At 43.9% G+C, this 17,507-nt stretch carries 16 protein-coding genes and 1 pseudogene; 1 reads left to right on the top strand and 16 read right to left on the bottom strand.

The genetic code is table 11. The features are described 5' to 3' along the window. Positions 1–226: 226 nt before the first annotated feature. From OCV52_RS19915 to OCV52_RS19855, 13 genes and pseudogenes are all read right to left on the bottom strand, one after another. Positions 227–496 (bottom strand): annotated as a pseudogene (locus OCV52_RS19915) (amidohydrolase family protein); the annotation flags it as partial. Positions 497–519: 23 nt separating this feature from the next. After that, complete coding sequence (locus OCV52_RS19910) at positions 520–912, bottom strand: ACT domain-containing protein (RefSeq protein WP_004737501.1); 393 nt, start codon at positions 910–912, stop codon at positions 520–522. Between the two features lie 10 nt (positions 913–922). Continuing rightward, the gene (locus tag OCV52_RS19905; RefSeq protein ID WP_108020171.1) at positions 923–2,044 is read right to left on the bottom strand and encodes a histidine decarboxylase; all 1,122 of its coding nucleotides are present in this window, start codon (positions 2,042–2,044) and stop codon (positions 923–925) included. 269 nt (positions 2,045–2,313) lie between these two features. Beyond that, entirely contained in the window at positions 2,314–2,670 is a 357-nt protein-coding gene (locus OCV52_RS19900) for a hypothetical protein (RefSeq protein ID WP_137406831.1), read from the bottom strand. 368 nt (positions 2,671–3,038) lie between these two features. Beyond that, complete coding sequence (gene guaD, locus OCV52_RS19895) at positions 3,039–4,373, bottom strand: guanine deaminase (protein ID WP_061033022.1); 1,335 nt, start codon at positions 4,371–4,373, stop codon at positions 3,039–3,041. Positions 4,374–4,432: 59 nt separating this feature from the next. Continuing rightward, complete coding sequence (xdhC, locus tag OCV52_RS19890) at positions 4,433–5,314, bottom strand: xanthine dehydrogenase accessory protein XdhC (protein ID WP_137406832.1); 882 nt, start codon at positions 5,312–5,314, stop codon at positions 4,433–4,435. A 67-nt stretch (positions 5,315–5,381) separates the two neighbouring features. Continuing rightward, positions 5,382–7,772, bottom strand: a complete 2,391-nt coding sequence (gene xdhB / locus OCV52_RS19885) for a xanthine dehydrogenase molybdopterin binding subunit (protein WP_137406833.1) — start codon at positions 7,770–7,772, stop codon at positions 5,382–5,384. After that, positions 7,765–9,153 (bottom strand): xanthine dehydrogenase small subunit, encoded by a 1,389-nt coding sequence (gene xdhA, locus OCV52_RS19880; RefSeq protein ID WP_240700657.1) that lies wholly within the window; start codon positions 9,151–9,153, stop codon positions 7,765–7,767. The genes xdhB and xdhA overlap by 8 nt, the downstream gene beginning before the upstream one ends. Positions 9,154–9,669: 516 nt before the next feature. Further along, positions 9,670–10,404, bottom strand: coding sequence for a GntR family transcriptional regulator (locus OCV52_RS19875; protein WP_017630710.1), 735 nt, complete (start codon positions 10,402–10,404; stop codon positions 9,670–9,672). A gap of 193 nt (positions 10,405–10,597) precedes the next feature. Then, complete coding sequence (locus OCV52_RS19870) at positions 10,598–11,284, bottom strand: DNA-3-methyladenine glycosylase I (RefSeq protein ID WP_137406835.1); 687 nt, start codon at positions 11,282–11,284, stop codon at positions 10,598–10,600. Between the two features lie 115 nt (positions 11,285–11,399). After that, positions 11,400–11,915 (bottom strand): GNAT family N-acetyltransferase, encoded by a 516-nt coding sequence (locus OCV52_RS19865; protein WP_137406836.1) that lies wholly within the window; start codon positions 11,913–11,915, stop codon positions 11,400–11,402. A 39-nt stretch (positions 11,916–11,954) separates the two neighbouring features. Continuing rightward, a complete protein-coding gene (locus OCV52_RS19860) occupies positions 11,955–12,581 on the bottom strand; it encodes an HD domain-containing protein (protein ID WP_137406837.1) in 627 nt (208 codons plus the stop codon). A 187-nt stretch (positions 12,582–12,768) separates the two neighbouring features. Further along, on the bottom strand, positions 12,769–13,428 hold the full coding sequence (locus tag OCV52_RS19855; protein ID WP_137406838.1) for an HAD family hydrolase: 660 nt from the start codon (positions 13,426–13,428) through the stop codon (positions 12,769–12,771). A 422-nt stretch (positions 13,429–13,850) separates the two neighbouring features. On the opposite strand from OCV52_RS19855, the gene OCV52_RS19850 reads away from it, so the two are divergent. Next, positions 13,851–15,179: an anaerobic C4-dicarboxylate transporter gene (locus OCV52_RS19850; RefSeq protein ID WP_137406839.1), complete on the top strand. Its 1,329-nt coding sequence runs from the start codon at positions 13,851–13,853 to the stop codon at positions 15,177–15,179. Between the two features lie 118 nt (positions 15,180–15,297). Here the strand turns inward: OCV52_RS19850 and OCV52_RS19845 are convergent, their stop codons facing one another. The 3 genes from OCV52_RS19845 to OCV52_RS19835 form a co-directional block, all read right to left on the bottom strand. Next, positions 15,298–15,621, bottom strand: a complete 324-nt coding sequence (locus tag OCV52_RS19845) for a DUF4144 domain-containing protein (protein WP_137406840.1) — start codon at positions 15,619–15,621, stop codon at positions 15,298–15,300. Between the two features lie 104 nt (positions 15,622–15,725). Further along, positions 15,726–16,517, bottom strand: a complete 792-nt coding sequence (locus tag OCV52_RS19840; protein WP_137406841.1) for a CLCA_X family protein — start codon at positions 16,515–16,517, stop codon at positions 15,726–15,728. Between the two features lie 135 nt (positions 16,518–16,652). After that, complete coding sequence (locus OCV52_RS19835; RefSeq protein WP_137406842.1) at positions 16,653–17,318, bottom strand: flavin reductase family protein; 666 nt, start codon at positions 17,316–17,318, stop codon at positions 16,653–16,655. Positions 17,319–17,507: the final 189 nt, after the last annotated feature.

The following is a 17,507-nucleotide window of genomic DNA, read 5'->3' as shown; positions in this document are numbered from 1 at the left end:
GGACAATAGTTTTAAACAGACAATATTTGGTCTACCACCGTCTAACGTACCAACATAACTTGGCTGCGTCATGGGTGTTGAGCACACCACGAGTAATAATTTGTATTTCTTTGAATTAGGGACAAAAAAAGACCAGTAGCATTAGCAACTGGTCTTTTAAGCTAGGCGAATCTGGACGGGTTCTTTAACAACAAAGGTTACCTAGCGTGTGTTCATTGTTAGCAAACTAGCTAACGAGTTTTTTGTAATCTTTGAAGTTGACGTCGTAGGCTTTTTCGCCGTAGATGTAAGTCTCGCTGACGGTTCTGTCGTCACCCAAGCTCATCAGTACAAAAAGTTTTTCTTCAAGCTTGGTCGCTTGTTCCATTCTAAAGCGCATCAGTTGGGTAGCGTGCAAGTCCAACACCACGAAATCCGCTTCTTTGCCTACTTCTAAGTTACCGATTTTATCTTCTAAATGCAGAGAACGTGCGCCACCTAAAGTTGCCAAAAATAAAATTTGGTATTGTCAGGTTTTGTTTATATCAACATGTGACTCATCAATTTTTTAGTCTTCTCTGGATCTGAGCATGTGATAGATAAAATCAAATGGTTTTCATCCTGTTCGACAATATTCAGACTTCTAATGTCAATATTATTCTCTGATAATTTCCTTGCTAATTTTGCCAACGCTCCAAGCTCATCATCGATTTTTACCATTATTATCTCAGTGTTGAAAATAATATTGAATCCCGCTTTAATCAATATTTCATACGTGTATTTGTTATTGTCTGAACTTATCTTTATTAATGCGGTGTTATTTATTTTGTCAGCATCTATGTTTTTTATTTTTATTTTATTTTTCGATAAAATTTCCGTTATGTCTGTGATCAATCCGATATAGTCTTCAGATATTAATATTATCTTTTCCATTTAAATATCCTCATAGGTCATTCATGTCTAGTTTTAATGCAGAAGTAAACGCATCAATATCTGAAAATTTCATATGTGGCATACAAATAATATGTGTCATACCATTTGCTGTTGCTAATTGATATCTTTGCTTTATTTCCTCTGGCACAGCTGGTAAAACAACAGTTATCGCATTTGGGTTTCGCCAAGCTTTTATACCTATATTTTGTAATTGAATTTCCGTGTATTTTGCAACTTCTAGGCTGTGTAGTACACGTTTAGCCAGGCCTTCTAACCCTAAACTGTTAATGGCATACCACAGTACCATCGGTGTAAAGCCATTACGTGAGCCTGTAATAGTAGTATCTAAACAGCCAATGTAAGCAATAGAGCGTGCAATACGATCAACATTTGATTTACGGGCTACAACAACCCCACAAGGAATTGGAGAACCAATAAATTTGTGTCCACTCAGTGAAACGCTGTCGGCACCGTCTTCAAAATCAAACGACGGTCTGGGTGTTAAAAAAGGATTTATAGCTCCGCATAATGCGGCATCACTGTGGATATAACTTTTTGAAATAGAAAACTCGTCTAGAATAGTACGAATTTTTTTTATGTCATCTTTGGCTTCTGTCATAGTGGTGCCACTATTCGCAAAAATAATAGCAGGCACATCCCTATTGACTTTTAGCGTTTCTCGCAAGTCATCATAGTCAATTACCCCCTTATCGTCACATCGGATCATTATATGACGCATATTGAGCAAGTGTAAATTTTTGGCGACAGAATAATGAGTTTCTTTGGAAAAATAACAAATACCATTAGGGTAGAGTTCACGAGCTAAATATAAAGCATATAGATTAGCTTCAGTACTGCCATTTGTGACATACCCCCACCAATCTTTTTCAGGTGCTCGTAATAGTTTTGCAAAAAATTCTATTACTTCACATTCAAACTCTCTACTATCAACTTGCCAAGTAGATTTAGCAAAAGGATCCCCAAGGTTATTTAAAGGAAAGTTGATTAATTCTTTTAGTTGTTGATAGTTAAAGTCTGTTGAAATTGGATAACCCATAAAGCTTGTTGCTTTTTTATGAATATCCTTTATGAAAATTTTTAATTTCTCTTGTTGATGAGCATTTAAAGACATAGTCTACCCTTTTAAATCGTCCTAGCCAGTATTAAATATAAATTACACTTTTCTGGTTTTCTCTCGGGGTATGGTTATCAGCCTTTCTAATTAAAATTTTATAGAGATTTGGAAAAGGCAATTCTTATAATAATATTTTTTCACACTTATAATTAATAGATATTTAAATTGCTAATTAAATGTCGATGATTAAGCTATGGTTTGGTTTTTTACCAAAGATTACAGTGTTGCTCTATTAATTAGTCCACTTTTAATTTATCTAAATATAACTACTGGCTGAAGGTGATAGATATAAATTTACCAGCAGTAATTACGGAGTTGTCATATTTCTCACAATAAGCATGGGCTTTTATTTTTGCTTTTGAATAGTCATTTATTGTGGACAGTAAATTTATGTAATCTACTTTATTTGGGTGACTTGATTCAATTTTAAGTACTTCTATTTCATTACATCCTTGTAAGTTCCAGCTATCTTCTGATTTAATAAACCAGCTGCCGTCAACGCCAACAGTAATAGTTGATATCTTTTTTTCATCCGTGGTGATGATTTCATCTAGCGGGCCTGCGCATGCCGATGAAGCAAACAACATTAGGGAAATTCCAGTTTTTATTTCTTTGAGTTTCATAACTAGTTACCTTTTTGGGGCCCAATATAGTATAAAAAAAGATAATAAAAAGTTTTTTTTGTTTTTATTATCTTAAAATAGATCTCAATTGCATATTTTATATTTTGGGGTGATTTAATTGTTTATAATTTTATTTGTCATTATTTGATGGGGGGGAGTAGGGATTTTTCGATGCTATATCTTTGTTCGTGACTTGATGAAGTTTTGATGTGCCACTAAAGGAAGTTCGCTTCAACTAGATATATCGTCTATTTTTTATAGGCCAATATCTAAAGGTATTTGTTAATCTTGAACTTTTTCGCTATTTTTCGATGGCACGAGAGCGTGCCATCGTTAAGTTAAGCCGCTGTGTGATTATTTCTCGCAACTTAACTCACAAGCTTTTTGTAATCTTTGAAATTCACGTCGTAGGCTTTCTCACCGTAGATGTAAGTCTCGCTGACGGTTCTGTCGTCACCTAAGCTCATTAGTACAAATAGTTTTTCTTCAAGCTTGGTCGCTTGTTCCATTCTAAAGCGCATCAGTTGTGTCGCGTGCAGATCCAACACGACGAAATCGGCTTCTTTGCCTACTTCTAAGTTACCGATTTTATCTTCTAAATGCAGAGAACGTGCGCCACCTAAAGTTGCCAAAAACAGCGATTTAGCAGGGTGAAGTTTCTCTTGTTGAAGCTGCATGATTTTGTACGCTTCGCTCATGGTTTGCAAAATCGAGAAGCTGGTACCAGCGCCAACGTCTGTTCCCATTCCAACACGAATACCGTGCTCTTCCATTTTTGGTAGCTTGAATAAGCCAGAGCCTAAAAACAGGTTGGAAGTAGGGCAGAAGGCGATTGCAGAATCAGTATCCGCTAGGCGTTTGCATTCGCAGTCTGATAGGTGAATACCGTGTGCAAATACTGAGCGCTTATGCAGCAAGCCATAGTGGTCATACACATCTAAATAGCTGTCGCGCTCGGGGAATAGTTCTAAAACCCAGTCGATCTCTTTCTTGTTTTCAGAAAGGTGGGTGTGCATGTATACGTCTGGGTACTCTTCGAGTAATTTCCCAACTGTCGCCAACTGTTCTGGCGTACTAGTTGGTGCAAAACGTGGCGTTACTGCGTAGTGCAAGCGACCTCGGTTATGCCATTTCTCGATGAGTTCTTTTGAATCTTCATAGCCAGATTCAGGAGTATCGGTGAGGTAATCGGGCGCATTGCGATCCATTAAAACCTTACCTGCGATCATACGTAGGTTACGTTTCTCCGCTTCTTCAAAGAACACGTTCACTGACTCTTTGTGCACGGTGCCGAACACGAGTGCTGTCGTGGTGCCGTTGCTCGCCAGTTCGTCTAGAAATAGCTTCGCCACTTTGTGCGCGTAGACTGGGTTTTTGAAACGTTTCTCTTCTGGGAAGGTGTAGTTCTCTAACCAATCAAGTAGCTGCTCACCGTAAGACGCGATCATCCCCGTTTGAGGGTAGTGGATGTGCGTATCAATAAAACCAGAGGTGATCAGTTTGTCTTTGTATTCTTTTACTTCGAGTGTTTTAGGTTGACGTGCTAATACGTCATCGGCATGGCCTAAATCGACGATGTGGCCATTCTCAACCACTAAAACACCGTCTTCAAAATAGTCGTAAGACTCATCGATACCGACGTCTTTTGGGTCGGCTACGCTGTGTAAAATACTGGCGCGATAAGCTTTGCGTTGCGTTGTCATGTTTACTTCCTTTTAATGACTTCAGTAACGTTATGGCTACCGAAGCTTTGCGACTTGTATTAGGCGATCTTCTCTTCCAAAGGTGGTTCGCCTACATCGCTTGGTTGACTGTGTTGCTCGGTCAAATCCTGATTTCGATATTGTTTGGTCGGGCGCTTTTGTTTAAGCGCTTGCCCTTGATAGTGTGCGATCAGTTCACCCGCAACCGATACCGCGATTTCAGCGGGATGTTTGCCATTCACAGCGCTGATGCCAATCGGGCAAATCATAGTTTCAATTTGCTCTTGGCTATAGCCACGCTGCTCTAGGCGGAAGTCAAACTTCTTACGCTTGGTCAGCGAGCCGATCATGCCGAAGTAACGGCTGTCTTCACGGTCGATAATGGCTTTCGTTAAATCGAAATCAAGCTGGTGGTTGTGGGTCATTACTAGGTAGTAGCTGTTCGGTGGCATGTGTTTCACTTCGCCAACCGGATCGTCTGTGACTAGCTTTTTGACACCGTGAGGAAGTGTGTCAGGGAACACTTCTTCACGTTCATCAATCCAGGTCACACGGAAGGGTAGGGTCGCGACAATGTGTAGCAGCGCTTTTGCCACATGGCCAGCGCCAAACAGCACGAGATGGTTCTGTTGAGTACCAATGGGTTCAAAGCTTAAGGTTGCCATACCGCCACAACATTGGCCTAAACGAGCACCTAGATTGAAGCGTTCTACTTTGAGTGATTTTTCACTGGCAATCAGCATTTCACGCGCCATTTTAGTGGCCACATGTTCAAGGTGACCACCACCAATCGTAGCGATGATTCGGTCACGAGTGACAAGCATCTTGGTACCCGCATCACGTGGCACTGAGCCTCTGTCTTCAAGCACTGTCACCATTACACATGGTTCGTAGTTCTCTTCCAGTTTTGCCAGTTCGTGAATCCAATTATCCTTAAACATATGCCCTCCTAAATCCCTTCTGTACTTCCTAAGCTGTTTAGTACGCCCTAAGCCATATCTGTCAGCTCTAAGCCGTTTCTGATTGAGCATCGACCGAAGCCGGGGCTGTTTCAGAGACTTCCTGAATCGCCATCAGAATACGCTCTGGCGTTGCTGGTGTGTTGAGCTTAGGAATTGCACCATCAACGGCTACATAGCTAATCGCATCTTTCAATGCACTCCATACCGACATCCCCAACATGAAAGGTGGCTCACCCACGGCTTTCGAGTTGAATACGGTGTCTTGTGGGTTGCTGCGGTTTTCCAAAAGGTGCGTTCTGAAATCAATTGGCATATCAGCAATCGCAGGGATTTTGTAGCTTGCTGGGCCATTGGTCATTAAGCGACCTTGTTGGTTCCATACCAACTCTTCTGTTGTCAACCAGCCGACACCTTGCACAAAGCCGCCTTCGACTTGGCCGATGTCAATCGCAGGGTTCAGTGAAGCGCCCACGTCATGCAAAATATCAACACGCAGAATCTTGTTCTCGCCAGTGAGAGTATCGATGATGACCTCTGAACAAGAAGCACCGTAGGCGTAGTAGTAGAACGGACGACCGCGCGCCTTCTCGTGATCGTAATAGATCTTCGGAGTGCGGTAGAAGCCAGTGCTCGATAGCGAAATTTGGTTAAACCAAGCCAGTTCAACAAATGAGTTGAAGCTCATGATCTCATCGCGGATCTGCACCATGCCGTTCTTAAACACCACCTCTTCTGGAGACACTTTGAAGTGTGCTGAAGCGAAGTCGATCAGGCGCTGCTTAATGGTTATTGCTGCGTTTTGCGCGGCCTTACCGTTGAGGTCGGCGCCCGATGAGGCTGCGGTTGGTGATGTGTTCGGAACTTTGTCTGTGTTTGTAGCGGTGATCTGTATACGTTCGACATCGACTTGGAACTCCTGTGCAACGATTTGTGCCACTTTGATGTTCAAGCCTTGCCCCATTTCCGTACCACCGTGATTCAAATGAATACTGCCATCGGTGTAGATATGGATAAGCGCACCTGCTTGGTTCAAGAAAGTCGCAGTAAACGAGATGCCGAATTTCACCGGTGTGATAGCAAGACCTTTCTTCAAGATAGGGCTCTGCTTGTTGAACTCAGCGATTTCTTTACGACGTGCGTGATAGTCACTGCTGTGCTCAAGTTGTTCGGTTATCTCAGGTAAAAAGTTGTCTTCAACGGTTTGGTAGTAATGGGTTACGTTACGGCCTTCTTCGCCGTAGTAGTTCGCTTTGCGTACTTCCAAAGGATCTTTTTTCAGGTAACGCGCAATCTCGTCCATGATGTGTTCGATGGTCATCATGCCTTGCGGGCCACCAAAGCCACGGTAAGCGGTGTTCGACGCTGTGTTGGTTTTGCATCGATGACCAACCACAGTTGCATCGCCTAGGTAGTAAGCGTTGTCTGAGTGGAACATTGCACGGTCGACGATAGAGCTTGATAAGTCTGGCGAGTAACCACAGTTACCTGCAACGGTAATGTCAGCACCTTGAATCACACCATTGTCGTCAAAACCGACGGTGTATTGGTTGTAAAACGGGTGTCGTTTACCGGTTTGTTGCATGTCTTCGTTACGCAGCAGGCGCATTTTGGTTGGTCGGCCTGTCAGGTGGGCAATCACCGCTGCCATACACGCAGGAGAGGCTGCTTGAGTCTCTTTACCACCGAAACCACCACCCATACGACGCATATCAATCACGACTTTGTGCATCGGTACGCCAATCACTTCTGCAACCAGCTTTTGAACTTCGGTCGGGTTTTGAGTTGATGTGTAGACGATCATGCCGCCATCTTCGGTTGGCATTACGCTACTGATTTGAGTCTCTAGGTAGAAGTGCTCTTGGCCGCCGATCTCTAGGTCACCAGAGATCACGTGTTTTGCTTTTGCCAGTGCGGCTTTTGAGTCACCACGCTGTTGAGTGTGGCTTTCAGTTACGAAGTGCTCTTTCTCTAGCGCTTCTTTAACATCAAGGATGGCAGGTAGCTCTTCGTATTCAATAATGGCTGCATGTGCCGCTTTACGTGCTGTTTCTAGATCGTTTGCTGCTACGGCAATCACGGGTTGACCGTAATATTCTACTTTGCCGTCAGCCAGAAGTGGGTCGCCCGGTAGGATTGCACCGATATCCAGTTCACCCGGTACGTCTTTGGCTTGGATAGCAATGGCCACACCTTCAAATTCGTAACACGGCGAAACGTCGATCTTAGTGATCTTCGCATGTGCTTGAGTGCTCAGGCGTGCGTACACGTGCAGTTGATTGGGAAACTCTAGGCGGTCATCAATGTATACCGCTTCGCCCGTTACTTGTTTGGCTGCACTGTCGTGTTTAACGCTCTTACCCACGCCAGTTTTTAGGTCTTGTTTTGCAATGGTAACCATCTCTTCGTGGGTCATCGCATGCTTGTTTGAATTAGACATAAGACGTTACCCTTGTTTCGATTTGGTTGTTTTTATTCTGTTGTTCAATGAAGTAGCGACGCAGCATGTTTGCCGCCGACAATGAACGGTATTCTTGGCTTGCACGGAAATCAGATAGCGGTTCAAAGTCGCTATACAGTTCTTGCATCGCTAACTTAATATTAGCGTCTGTCCATGGTTTGCCTAATAACGTATTTTCACAACGGGTTGCGCGCTTAGGCGTTGCAGCCATACCACCAAAGGCGATACGAGCGTGTGTTACCTTGCCTTCTTCGACTTGAATATCGAACGCACCACATACTGTAGAGATGTCATCGTCTAAACGTTTAGACAGTTTGTAAGCACGGAAGCTGTCGTTGGTTGGTTTAGGGATGATGATTTGTTCAATGAACTCACTCTCTTTCTGCGCCGTCACCTTGTAGCTGATGAAGTAATCTTCAATCGGCATGATCCGAGACTCATCACCACAGCGCAGTTTGATTTTCGCATTAAGCGCAATCAGAAGGGGAGGCGTATCACCGATAGGAGAAGCATTGGCAACATTACCGCCGATGGTGCCTTGGTTACGTACTTGCAGCGAAGCAAAGCGGTGTAACAGTTCACCAAAATCAGGGTAGTGTTTTTTCAGTAGCGAGTAAGAGTCGCTGATTGGAAGGTTGGCACCAATGATTAAATCGGTGTCTGTCTCTTCACATACCTTCATGTCTTCAACAAGGTTTACGCTGATCAGTGTTTCAATCTCACGATGGAATTGCGTTACTTCCAGTGCTAAATCCGTACCGCCAGCAACTAGCTTAGCGTTCGGGTGGGCTTGAAAAAGCTTGGCCAACTCATCAGTACTTCTCGGGGAAAAAGCAGTGAGGTGGCCAAGACGTAAGTTGGCCTCGGTGTCTTGAATACTTTCTAGCTTCTCGATGGTTTTGCGCTCGAGTTCAGCAAATTGATCAATCAAAGGTTGGTGTGTTGAAAGCGACATTGCAGCATCAACAATAGGGCGATAACCAGTACAACGACATAAGTTACCTGCCAATGATTCCATGACGTCTTCTTTGCTTGCATCAGGCTTATTTTTACCAAGCGCAAACATCGACATGATGAAGCCCGGTGTGCAGTAACCACATTGGGAGCCGTGAAAATCGACGACCGCTTTCTGTACAGGGTGTAATGACTTATCTCGGTTTTGCAGATCTTCTACTGTGATCAGCTGCTTACCGTGTAACGCTGACACAAATGTAAGGCAAGAGTTCACCGAACGGTATTGCAGTTGTCCATCAACTACCTCACCGAGAACGACGGTACATGCGCCACAGTCACCTGACCCACAACCTTCTTTGGTACCTGTTTTATTTATCTTGGTACGAAGGTAATTGAGCACTGTCATATTCGGCGACAGATTGTCTTCACGTCTTATTTCCTGATTGAGCAAAAAAGTAATCAAGAGACCTCCTTGTAAATCGACATTGTTCCATGTGTATTCTTTTTGACTTCTAAGTCAATAATTATCCATCCTGACCCTGTGGTCAACTATTTATTTACAAAAATGCAACAACACTGCGCATTGTTGGATTGTGTACAATTTGTTTTTGTCTGTAGTTGTTTGTTTTATTTGGCTTTAAATTGGAAGTGCTGAGTTTTGTGGTGTGAATGAATTAATAGCGATGTATACAAAATAAAGACAAGGTTTTTGGCATTGATGGATCAAATACTGTAGAAGCTAAGAGCGCTATTTAGGGCAGAATAGAGAGTGTTTGAGGTGAAATGAGTCGATCTTTGCGTCTGTGATTATGGGAAAGGCATAAAAAAGAGAAGTAAACACAGAGGATTACTTCTCTCCCGTCTTGTTAACAAAAAGTTATTAACAGAAAGTTGTTAGAGCTGGATTGGAATAGTTAGCTCGTTATGATTTGTTCTTAAGTAAATCTGAGAACACAACATGCAGGTCGCTCGATGCGGTGCTGCTGTCTAGGTTGAGCTTGGAACGAATGTGGCTCAAATGCTCTTTCATCAATTCGACGGCTTGTTCTTCATCGCCAGACTCAATGGCATCAAGCAATCCTTCATGCTCATCCAAAGAACAGTTCGAGTGATTACCTGTCTCGTATTGAGCGATAAGCAGTGAGGTTTGTGATACTAGGCTGCGTTGGAAAGCGAGCAGGGGGGCATTTTCTGCCATTTCTGCCAGTTTGATGTGGAACTCACCAGACAAACGTAATCCAGAGCCGTAATCACCTTGGTCAAAGGCACAGTTCTCTTTCGCGACCAATTTTCTACACTCTTCGATCTGAGCTTTGGTGGCGTTTTTTACGGCAAGCTCTGTGATAGCAAGCTCCATCACTTCACGTGCTTTAAATATCTGTTTGGCTTCGTCTACCGTTGGTGCAGCAATCATGGCCCCTCGGTTAGGACGGATAACCACAACTTGTTCTAAAGAGAGACGTAACAAGGCACGGCGAATGATAGTGCGGCTAACGCCAAAGATTTCTGCTAGTGCTTCTTCGCTTAATTTGGTAGCTGGTGGCAGCCTTTGTTCTAGTATTGCGTCGAAGATATGGCAGTAAACAACATCGTCTTGAGTCTGGCCTGTTACTTTTGTTTTTACACCTTTGGAGACAGAATTTTTGAGAGCTGTCATAGAGATAAGGGCCCTTGTTTAGTCGAGTTGGATTGGTCGTGAATAATTCATGAGTGTTACTCTATATTGTATACATTTATCTATACAATGCCACCGGATGAAAGTGCGATGCACGCTTATTTGTTAATGACTTATAACATTTAGTTTGCAGGGAACTGTGTGCAATCTAAAGCTTTAAGCCATTCTTATTGAACTAGACGCGATTATCGCCACAGCTGTAGGCGACGATCTGGCTTATTTCGCTCAGGGTACGACCTGATTGCTGCTGCCACTCGTTGAAAGCCTTACTTGCCGCGACTAGTGCTCGCTTGGTGTTACGACCGCTATCAATCACATCTGTGCTGCGCAGGTGCGCTTCAACGTCAGAAGATAAGATAAACGTGTCTTTTCCCATTTGGCGCAAGGTGTAAGCACCTGTGTTACCACCTAGCCGCTTACCGTGTTTCTTCAGATAATCCCAAAGTTCTGTAATTCGTTCTGATGGCCAGTCGGCAACCATTTGTGAGAATGAATCCGCTTCACGTTTGGCGTTGTGAATCATGGTGGCATTGGCAGGGATAGTCATCACCTTAGTCAGGTGGCGAATAATGCGCGGGTCTTGCGCTTTCTGCTCCCACATTTCATTCGGCAGCATCAGCATTTTTTCGATGTCGAACTCAAAGAACACTTCTTCAAATTGCGGCCATTTCTTTCTCACCACATTCCAAGAAATACCGCACTGGAACACCTTTTCAGTAAAGGCTGCTAACCAGCGGTCATCGGTGATTTGTGATAGCTGGGCTTGCGATAGAGGTGCTCGAATAATCTTTTCGAGTTCGGCTGCACCACCTTTACGATGAGCTGCTCGTTGGTAAATGGTGTCGAATTTTTCTTGGGTCATTGAAGGTTCCAAATTAATACGATTTCTAAGATATAGGGTCGAATCTGGCAATTAAAACGACTCTGTTAACTAAAGTAAGTCTGTTAATTAAAACGAACAAGCCGACTAAAACACGCTAGCTGAGCTCTAATTCCATTTGATACAGAGGCCAGGTGTTGCCATTGAATTCTTTGCATTTTGGTTCTTTGTCGACCACTTGAAAGCCCGCTTTGTCGTAGCAACGTTTTGCTCCGATATTTTGCTGAAAGACCGCTAAGCTGATGGTGGTGACATCTGGGATTTGTCTCGCAGCGTTTAATGCACTTTCTATCATGGACTGCCCAAACCCTTTACCACGCTGACTTGGGTGAATGGCCACTCGGCAGAATCGGAGTTCAATGTCTGACATACGTTGAAACTCCATAAACCCGATCAGTTCAGTGTGATTACCGTTTGAACTCGGTTCAGAGAGAGCACTGGATTCAGAGAAGGTATAAAGCTCAACTTGAGGCTCTTGAGAGCGTTTGATAATCGATTCGGCTTCTAATGGCCAACCAAAGGTTCGCCCTCCCCAAAGCACATAGTCTTCGAGTGATGTGAACCAAGTGACGATCTCGTCGGCGTCGGATGCCTTAAAGCGATTTATTTCCATATCCTTCTCTCCTTGTCGTGTGTCTCTTTTTCTAAGTCACTAAACTTCTGCGCCCAACTGTTCAAGAAAGCCGCGCATGTAGTCAGTGCGCTTGTTAGCTTCCAACTTGGCGGATTCGGTATTCATGGTTTCAGCGAGCTTAAATAGCTTCACGTAGAAGTGGTCGACGCTGTAATGCTTGTCATCCAAGTCACGATGTTCAGCGAACGGGTCTTCGTGGTTATACAGTTCAGCGTTAAAGCTCTGACCCACGTACAAACATCGAGCGATACCAATTGCACCGAGAGAATCAAGGCGATCGGCATCTTGGACGATCTGCGCTTCTAAGGTCTCTGGTATGATGTTGGCGCTATAGCTGTGCGTGACAATGGCATGATGGATCTCATCAAGATAGGACGCGGGATAGTCGATAGATTTAAGGAAAGCGATCGCCTTGTCTGCAGCCATTTTCGAGCTTTGGGCTCTGTCTGGATGGTTCTTAGGAAAGGTGAAACAATCATGAAGATAAGCCGCTGGTAAAACGACTTCAAGCTTTGCTTGTTCTTGGTCACACAATGCCTTTGCAGTTTTGACGACACGTTTAATGTGGCTGATGTCGTGTGCTGCATCTTGTGTCATTTCTTGCTGTGCAAAATCAAGCAGTTGGTCTTCAAACTTTCCCTTCACGCGTCTCTTTCTCCGTTACTGATGTTGCTTAATACCTAACATTTATTTCAAATCGACTTTAACAGTTTCAAGCGCGCGTTTTTATCTTTTATAAAAGGAATAGCAATAAAAAAAACCGACTCTGTGAGTCGGCTTAATAGAGAGGCTTGTTTACGTTGATAAAAACATTATCAACGGCAGTCAGAGCTTAAGCCGTAGCTTGTTGAAGCTGTACCAATACATCATGCAGCGAAGGGCTGATGGTGTGCCCAAGCGCTTTTACTTCATCGCATGGTTCGACTAAATCAGGGATCTGGAAGCTGATCATGTTGGCAGCCATCGATGCTCGAATACCGTTGTTTGAATCTTCAAACGCAAGACAAGTTTCAGGTGCAACGCCCAAGCGCTCAGCGGCCAGCAAGTAGATCTCTGGATGAGGCTTACCGTGAGTCACTTCGCAGCCTGTGCTTAGTGAAGTGAAGTAAGAATCTAGGCCTGCTAACTCAAGCTTTTTCTTCGCGATATCAAGCTGTGTTGAGGTTGCCACCGCGATTGGAATGTCATTCGACTTTAGCCATTCCAGCAGTTCTATCACGCCATCTTTGACCGGAATCGCTTGGTTCTTAACAATCGCGCTATAGCGAGTACGCCATTCATTATTTAGAGCCGGATAATCAAGATCTTCGCCATAACCATTTCTAAAGATCTGTTCGATAGTTTTTGCGTTACAGCCGATGATGCCTAAGTAAACGTCCTTTAAAAATGGGACACCTTGCGCGTGACATGCTTCTTCAAAAATCTGCATACACAGGCGCTCAGTATCAAGGAGTAGGCCATCCATATCAAAAATAGCTGCTTGGAATTTCATATCCGTGGTTCTTTATGTGTTGTGGTCATGAGGGCGAGTATTTTGACATAGCCACTAGGTATAGGCGAGTCAAAGCTTTGTGAAAAAACGAGAAGGTTTATTGTAAGCAGTACTCAGCTCTTGGTTTTTACGCGATGAAGGTGATATGCATCTTGTTGTTTTAATAGCCAAAAGATCTTATAGGTTAATTCTATAGATTTCGATGTTCTATCAGAAACAATGAACATCAGAGTGCATAACAATCTAGCGGCTGTGCTCGAATGAAAAATTACATTCTTGATACTTATTGGCCTGTTATCGTGACCATAATCTTATAAAAAACAATCCATTAAAACGCTCAATGATTGTGTGATCTACCAATAAGTAACGCATTGAACATAAAGACAAAATAACCCTAGTCCACATTTTTAGCAGGGTTGCTTATGTTGTATTTTGAGTTTCTATTTTTGCTTATTGTCCTCTATATCGGTTCTCGTTATGGCGGTATTGGTTTAGGGGGTGTCTCGGGCATTGGTTTGGTGATTGAGGTCTTTATCTTCAAGATGCCACCAACGTCGCCACCGGTCACTGTAATGCTGATTATTCTCGCGGTCGTGACTTGTGCGTCGATCCTCGAAGCGGCTGGTGGTCTGAAGTACATGTTACAAGTCGCGGAAAGGGTGCTAAGAAAGAAACCGAAACGCGTCACCATGATAGCCCCATTCGTTACCTATTCGATGACGTTCCTATTGGGCACTGGCCACGCGGTTTACTCAATCATGCCTATCATCGGTGATGTGGCATTGAAGAACGGGATTCGTCCCGAGCGCCCGATGGCAGCAGCTTCTGTTGCGTCTCAACTTGCGATTACTGCATCGCCAATCTCGGCAGCTGTGGTTTATTACTTAGCGCAGCTATCGGATATTCAACACTCTATCACTTTGCTTTCGATTCTATTGGTGACGGTGCCTGCAACGCTATTCGGTACTTTTCTACTTTCTCTGTACAGCTTAAAACGCGGTAAAGAACTGAATGACGATCCTGAGTACCAAGAGCGTTTGAAAGATCCTGAGTGGAAAAAGCGTATTGAGAGCACTACAACAACATCATTAGATGAAGTGCTACCTAGTTCAGCTCGTAATGCGGTATTAATTTTCCTACTTTCTATTGTCGTGATCGTTATTGTGGCGATGGTGCCTGAGATTAGAACCATTGTAGACGGCGACAAGCCAATCAAGATGTCGGTCATCATCCAAATGATGATGCTCTGCTTCGGCGGTATCATTTTGCTGGCAACCAAAACTGACCCACGTGATGTACCAAATGGTGTGGTATTTAAATCGGGTATGGTGGCGGCCATTGCTATCTTCGGTATCGCTTGGATGTCAGATACTTATTTCCAATACGCAATGCCTCAGTTCAAATCTGGCATCGTGGAAATGGTGACCAACTACCCTTGGACGTTCGCACTAGCACTATTCATCGTATCGGTTGTTGTAAACTCGCAAGCGGCAACGGCACGTATGAAGTTGCCTGTTGGTCTTGGTCTAGGGTTAGACCCAGCGCTGCTTATCGGCTTGATGCCAGCGGTTTACGGCTATTTCTTCATCCCGAACTACCCATCAGATATCGCAACAGTGAACTTCGATGTGTCTGGTACCACCAAGATTGGCAAGTGGTACTTCAACCACTCATTCATGTCGGTGGGTTTAATCGGCGTCGTAGGCGCATGTTGTTTAGGCTACGCATTGGCTCAGATTTTTATCGCTTAATCTAGCTTTCGGTCGCTCAATTTAACTAGCGATAACGAGATAAGAAACGAAAAACAGCGCCTATTTAGGCGCTGTTTTTGTTTTAACAGGTCTCGTTTATTAGCTTTCAGGGGAGCTATTAACGTGGCTCAAAAGCCAAAGATTGAATTGCTTCTTCAATAGTTGGGAAGTGAATTTTCATTAGACACACTTCGGCTTTCTGGAACTCATGATTGCGAATTAGTTTAGTCACGTTTTCAACCGAATATTGCTCAGGTCGTTTCACTAGGTTCAGTTGGTTTGAGCTGGATTGAAGTGAATAGCTGTTACCTTCAGAATCAATGAGGTAATCATCTTCACCTAAGATCATGTCTGAGCATTCTGTCTGAAAGTCACTCTCGGATGCGACGTAAATCAGTTCATCATCGCCGTCTAGTTTTACTAAAGATGGCCAATGGATCATTACAGCCTCTGAATCATATATGTTGAAGTGTATCGACTATAAACAGTTTTGAGCCTTGGATCATCTATTGATCTAGCTGTCCAAAACGTTACTTACTTTAAGAGCTACTTGCTCAAAGAGCGGCCTAGCGGTGCAAAGTAGCCTTGTATCGCATTGTAGATTTGTTCTCTATGCGTGAGGTCTGGATACAGAGGGAACATATCCGGCTTTGTTGTGCCATCGACTAGGTACGAGTTTTCGATATCTGAGCAGGATTCAATGGCGGACTCAAAAGCGCGCGCTATCATCTCTGTTGGTAAGGAGAAGTAACGAGCTGACGTCGCTTTGTCGGCTATGACACTTCGGGCAACGTAATCGTGCTTATCCAAGTTATTTTCGCTGAGTAGCGTGGCATCGAACAGCGACATCAGACTCTCGTTTAATGGATGAGGTCGCACCTTTCTATCGTGTAACCAACAATCGCTGGCAAACAAGATGTGTTTGCGAGGTCCTGAAGTATCGCCAATCTCAAACGCTTTTTCAGCGATGTAGTGGTCAAATGCATGCCAAAACTCGTGAGCGAGCGCACCTGCACCTGCGTTTTTCGCGAGTGCCAATTCACGCTGGTTGGGCGCGTAATGTGCTTGTACGCCTTTTCTGCCACCACTGCCAAATGCCAACCCAAGTGTGCCACGAAGGCCTATCGTTTCAGGTGGCAGAGCCAAAATATAAGCCAGGTCTGCTAATGAATCGAATATTAAGTTCGCAGCTAAGTCCTTTTCTTCTTTGGTTACCCAAGCGCCCACACGAATGCTTCCCATACCGAAGGTCTGTTTAATATCCATGAAAGACACCTGCTCGCCGTGTCGGTAGTCAGGGCCTTTACGGGTTTTGTACTTAAAGTGGGTTAACTTCAAAGGAGTCCTTAGAAATGAGTGTATAACGTAAATACTATCAGGTACGGCTCAGTGCCTTACAAACCTAAGCCGAGGAAGTTACCACTTTTCGTATCCAATTTCTGAACAAAATGACTTTGAGTTAGGTTGAAGGACCTACCATGAGGTGGGATCGCCTTCGCGTGTGAGCGGAAACAATGGTTCATCGGGTTTAGCGTAACTTAGTCGGCATAGCCGTTGTGTCACGTGATAGCTGTCTAGCCCTGATATTGTGACTGTGTCTAAAGCCTCTAGATCCAAGTATCCATCGGGCATAAAGGCATTTTTGGGGGCGTGAAGCATGACGACTTCACCAATCAGCATCTGGGTGTGATTGCTCTCTATCTGAATATGTTCTTTCAATTCCAACCCAATTTTCAAAGCGCTTTCTAATACAAACGGTGCGAAGAAGTCATCGTCATAATAAGGTGTCAGGCCGACCGACTCGAACTCGGATACTTCTTTAGGATATCGCGCAGAGGTTTGGTGAGCTTTCTTTAAAAAGTCAGCGCCAATACTGTTGATGGTGAAGTGTTTGGTCTCGAGAATGTTGTCCAAGGTGTGGCGGCGTCTTTTACATGGGCGGACAATAAAACCAAATAGTGGAGGGTGAGAGCCTAAATGTACCACCGAGCTTATCACGGCCAAGTTTGCTGCCCCTTGACTGTCACAGCTACCAATCAAATTCGCACTCTTGAATCCTGACAATGAGTTGACTAGACGAGTGCGCTCTCGCTGCTCCATGGCTTGAAGATCGTTCTTTGACAGGGTGATGTCCTTCATACCTTTCTCTTCCTACTTGATTAAATGAACCTGTGTTTTATGAGCCTATATGTACGAACATGGGCTTTTTATCGATCAGGAAAATTATCCGTTTCGTGAGCTATCATTACGTCTGCATGAAAGGTGAGTCTTTTGGGGTTACTGGAACTGATTGGAAGGCGTTAAGTTGTGGAGTAGCACCAAGAAAGT

It is taken from the genome of Vibrio chagasii, from assembly GCF_024347355.1.
Classification (GTDB): Bacteria; Pseudomonadota; Gammaproteobacteria; order Enterobacterales; family Vibrionaceae; genus Vibrio; species Vibrio chagasii.
This window is presented reverse-complemented; position numbering and strand designations above follow the sequence as displayed.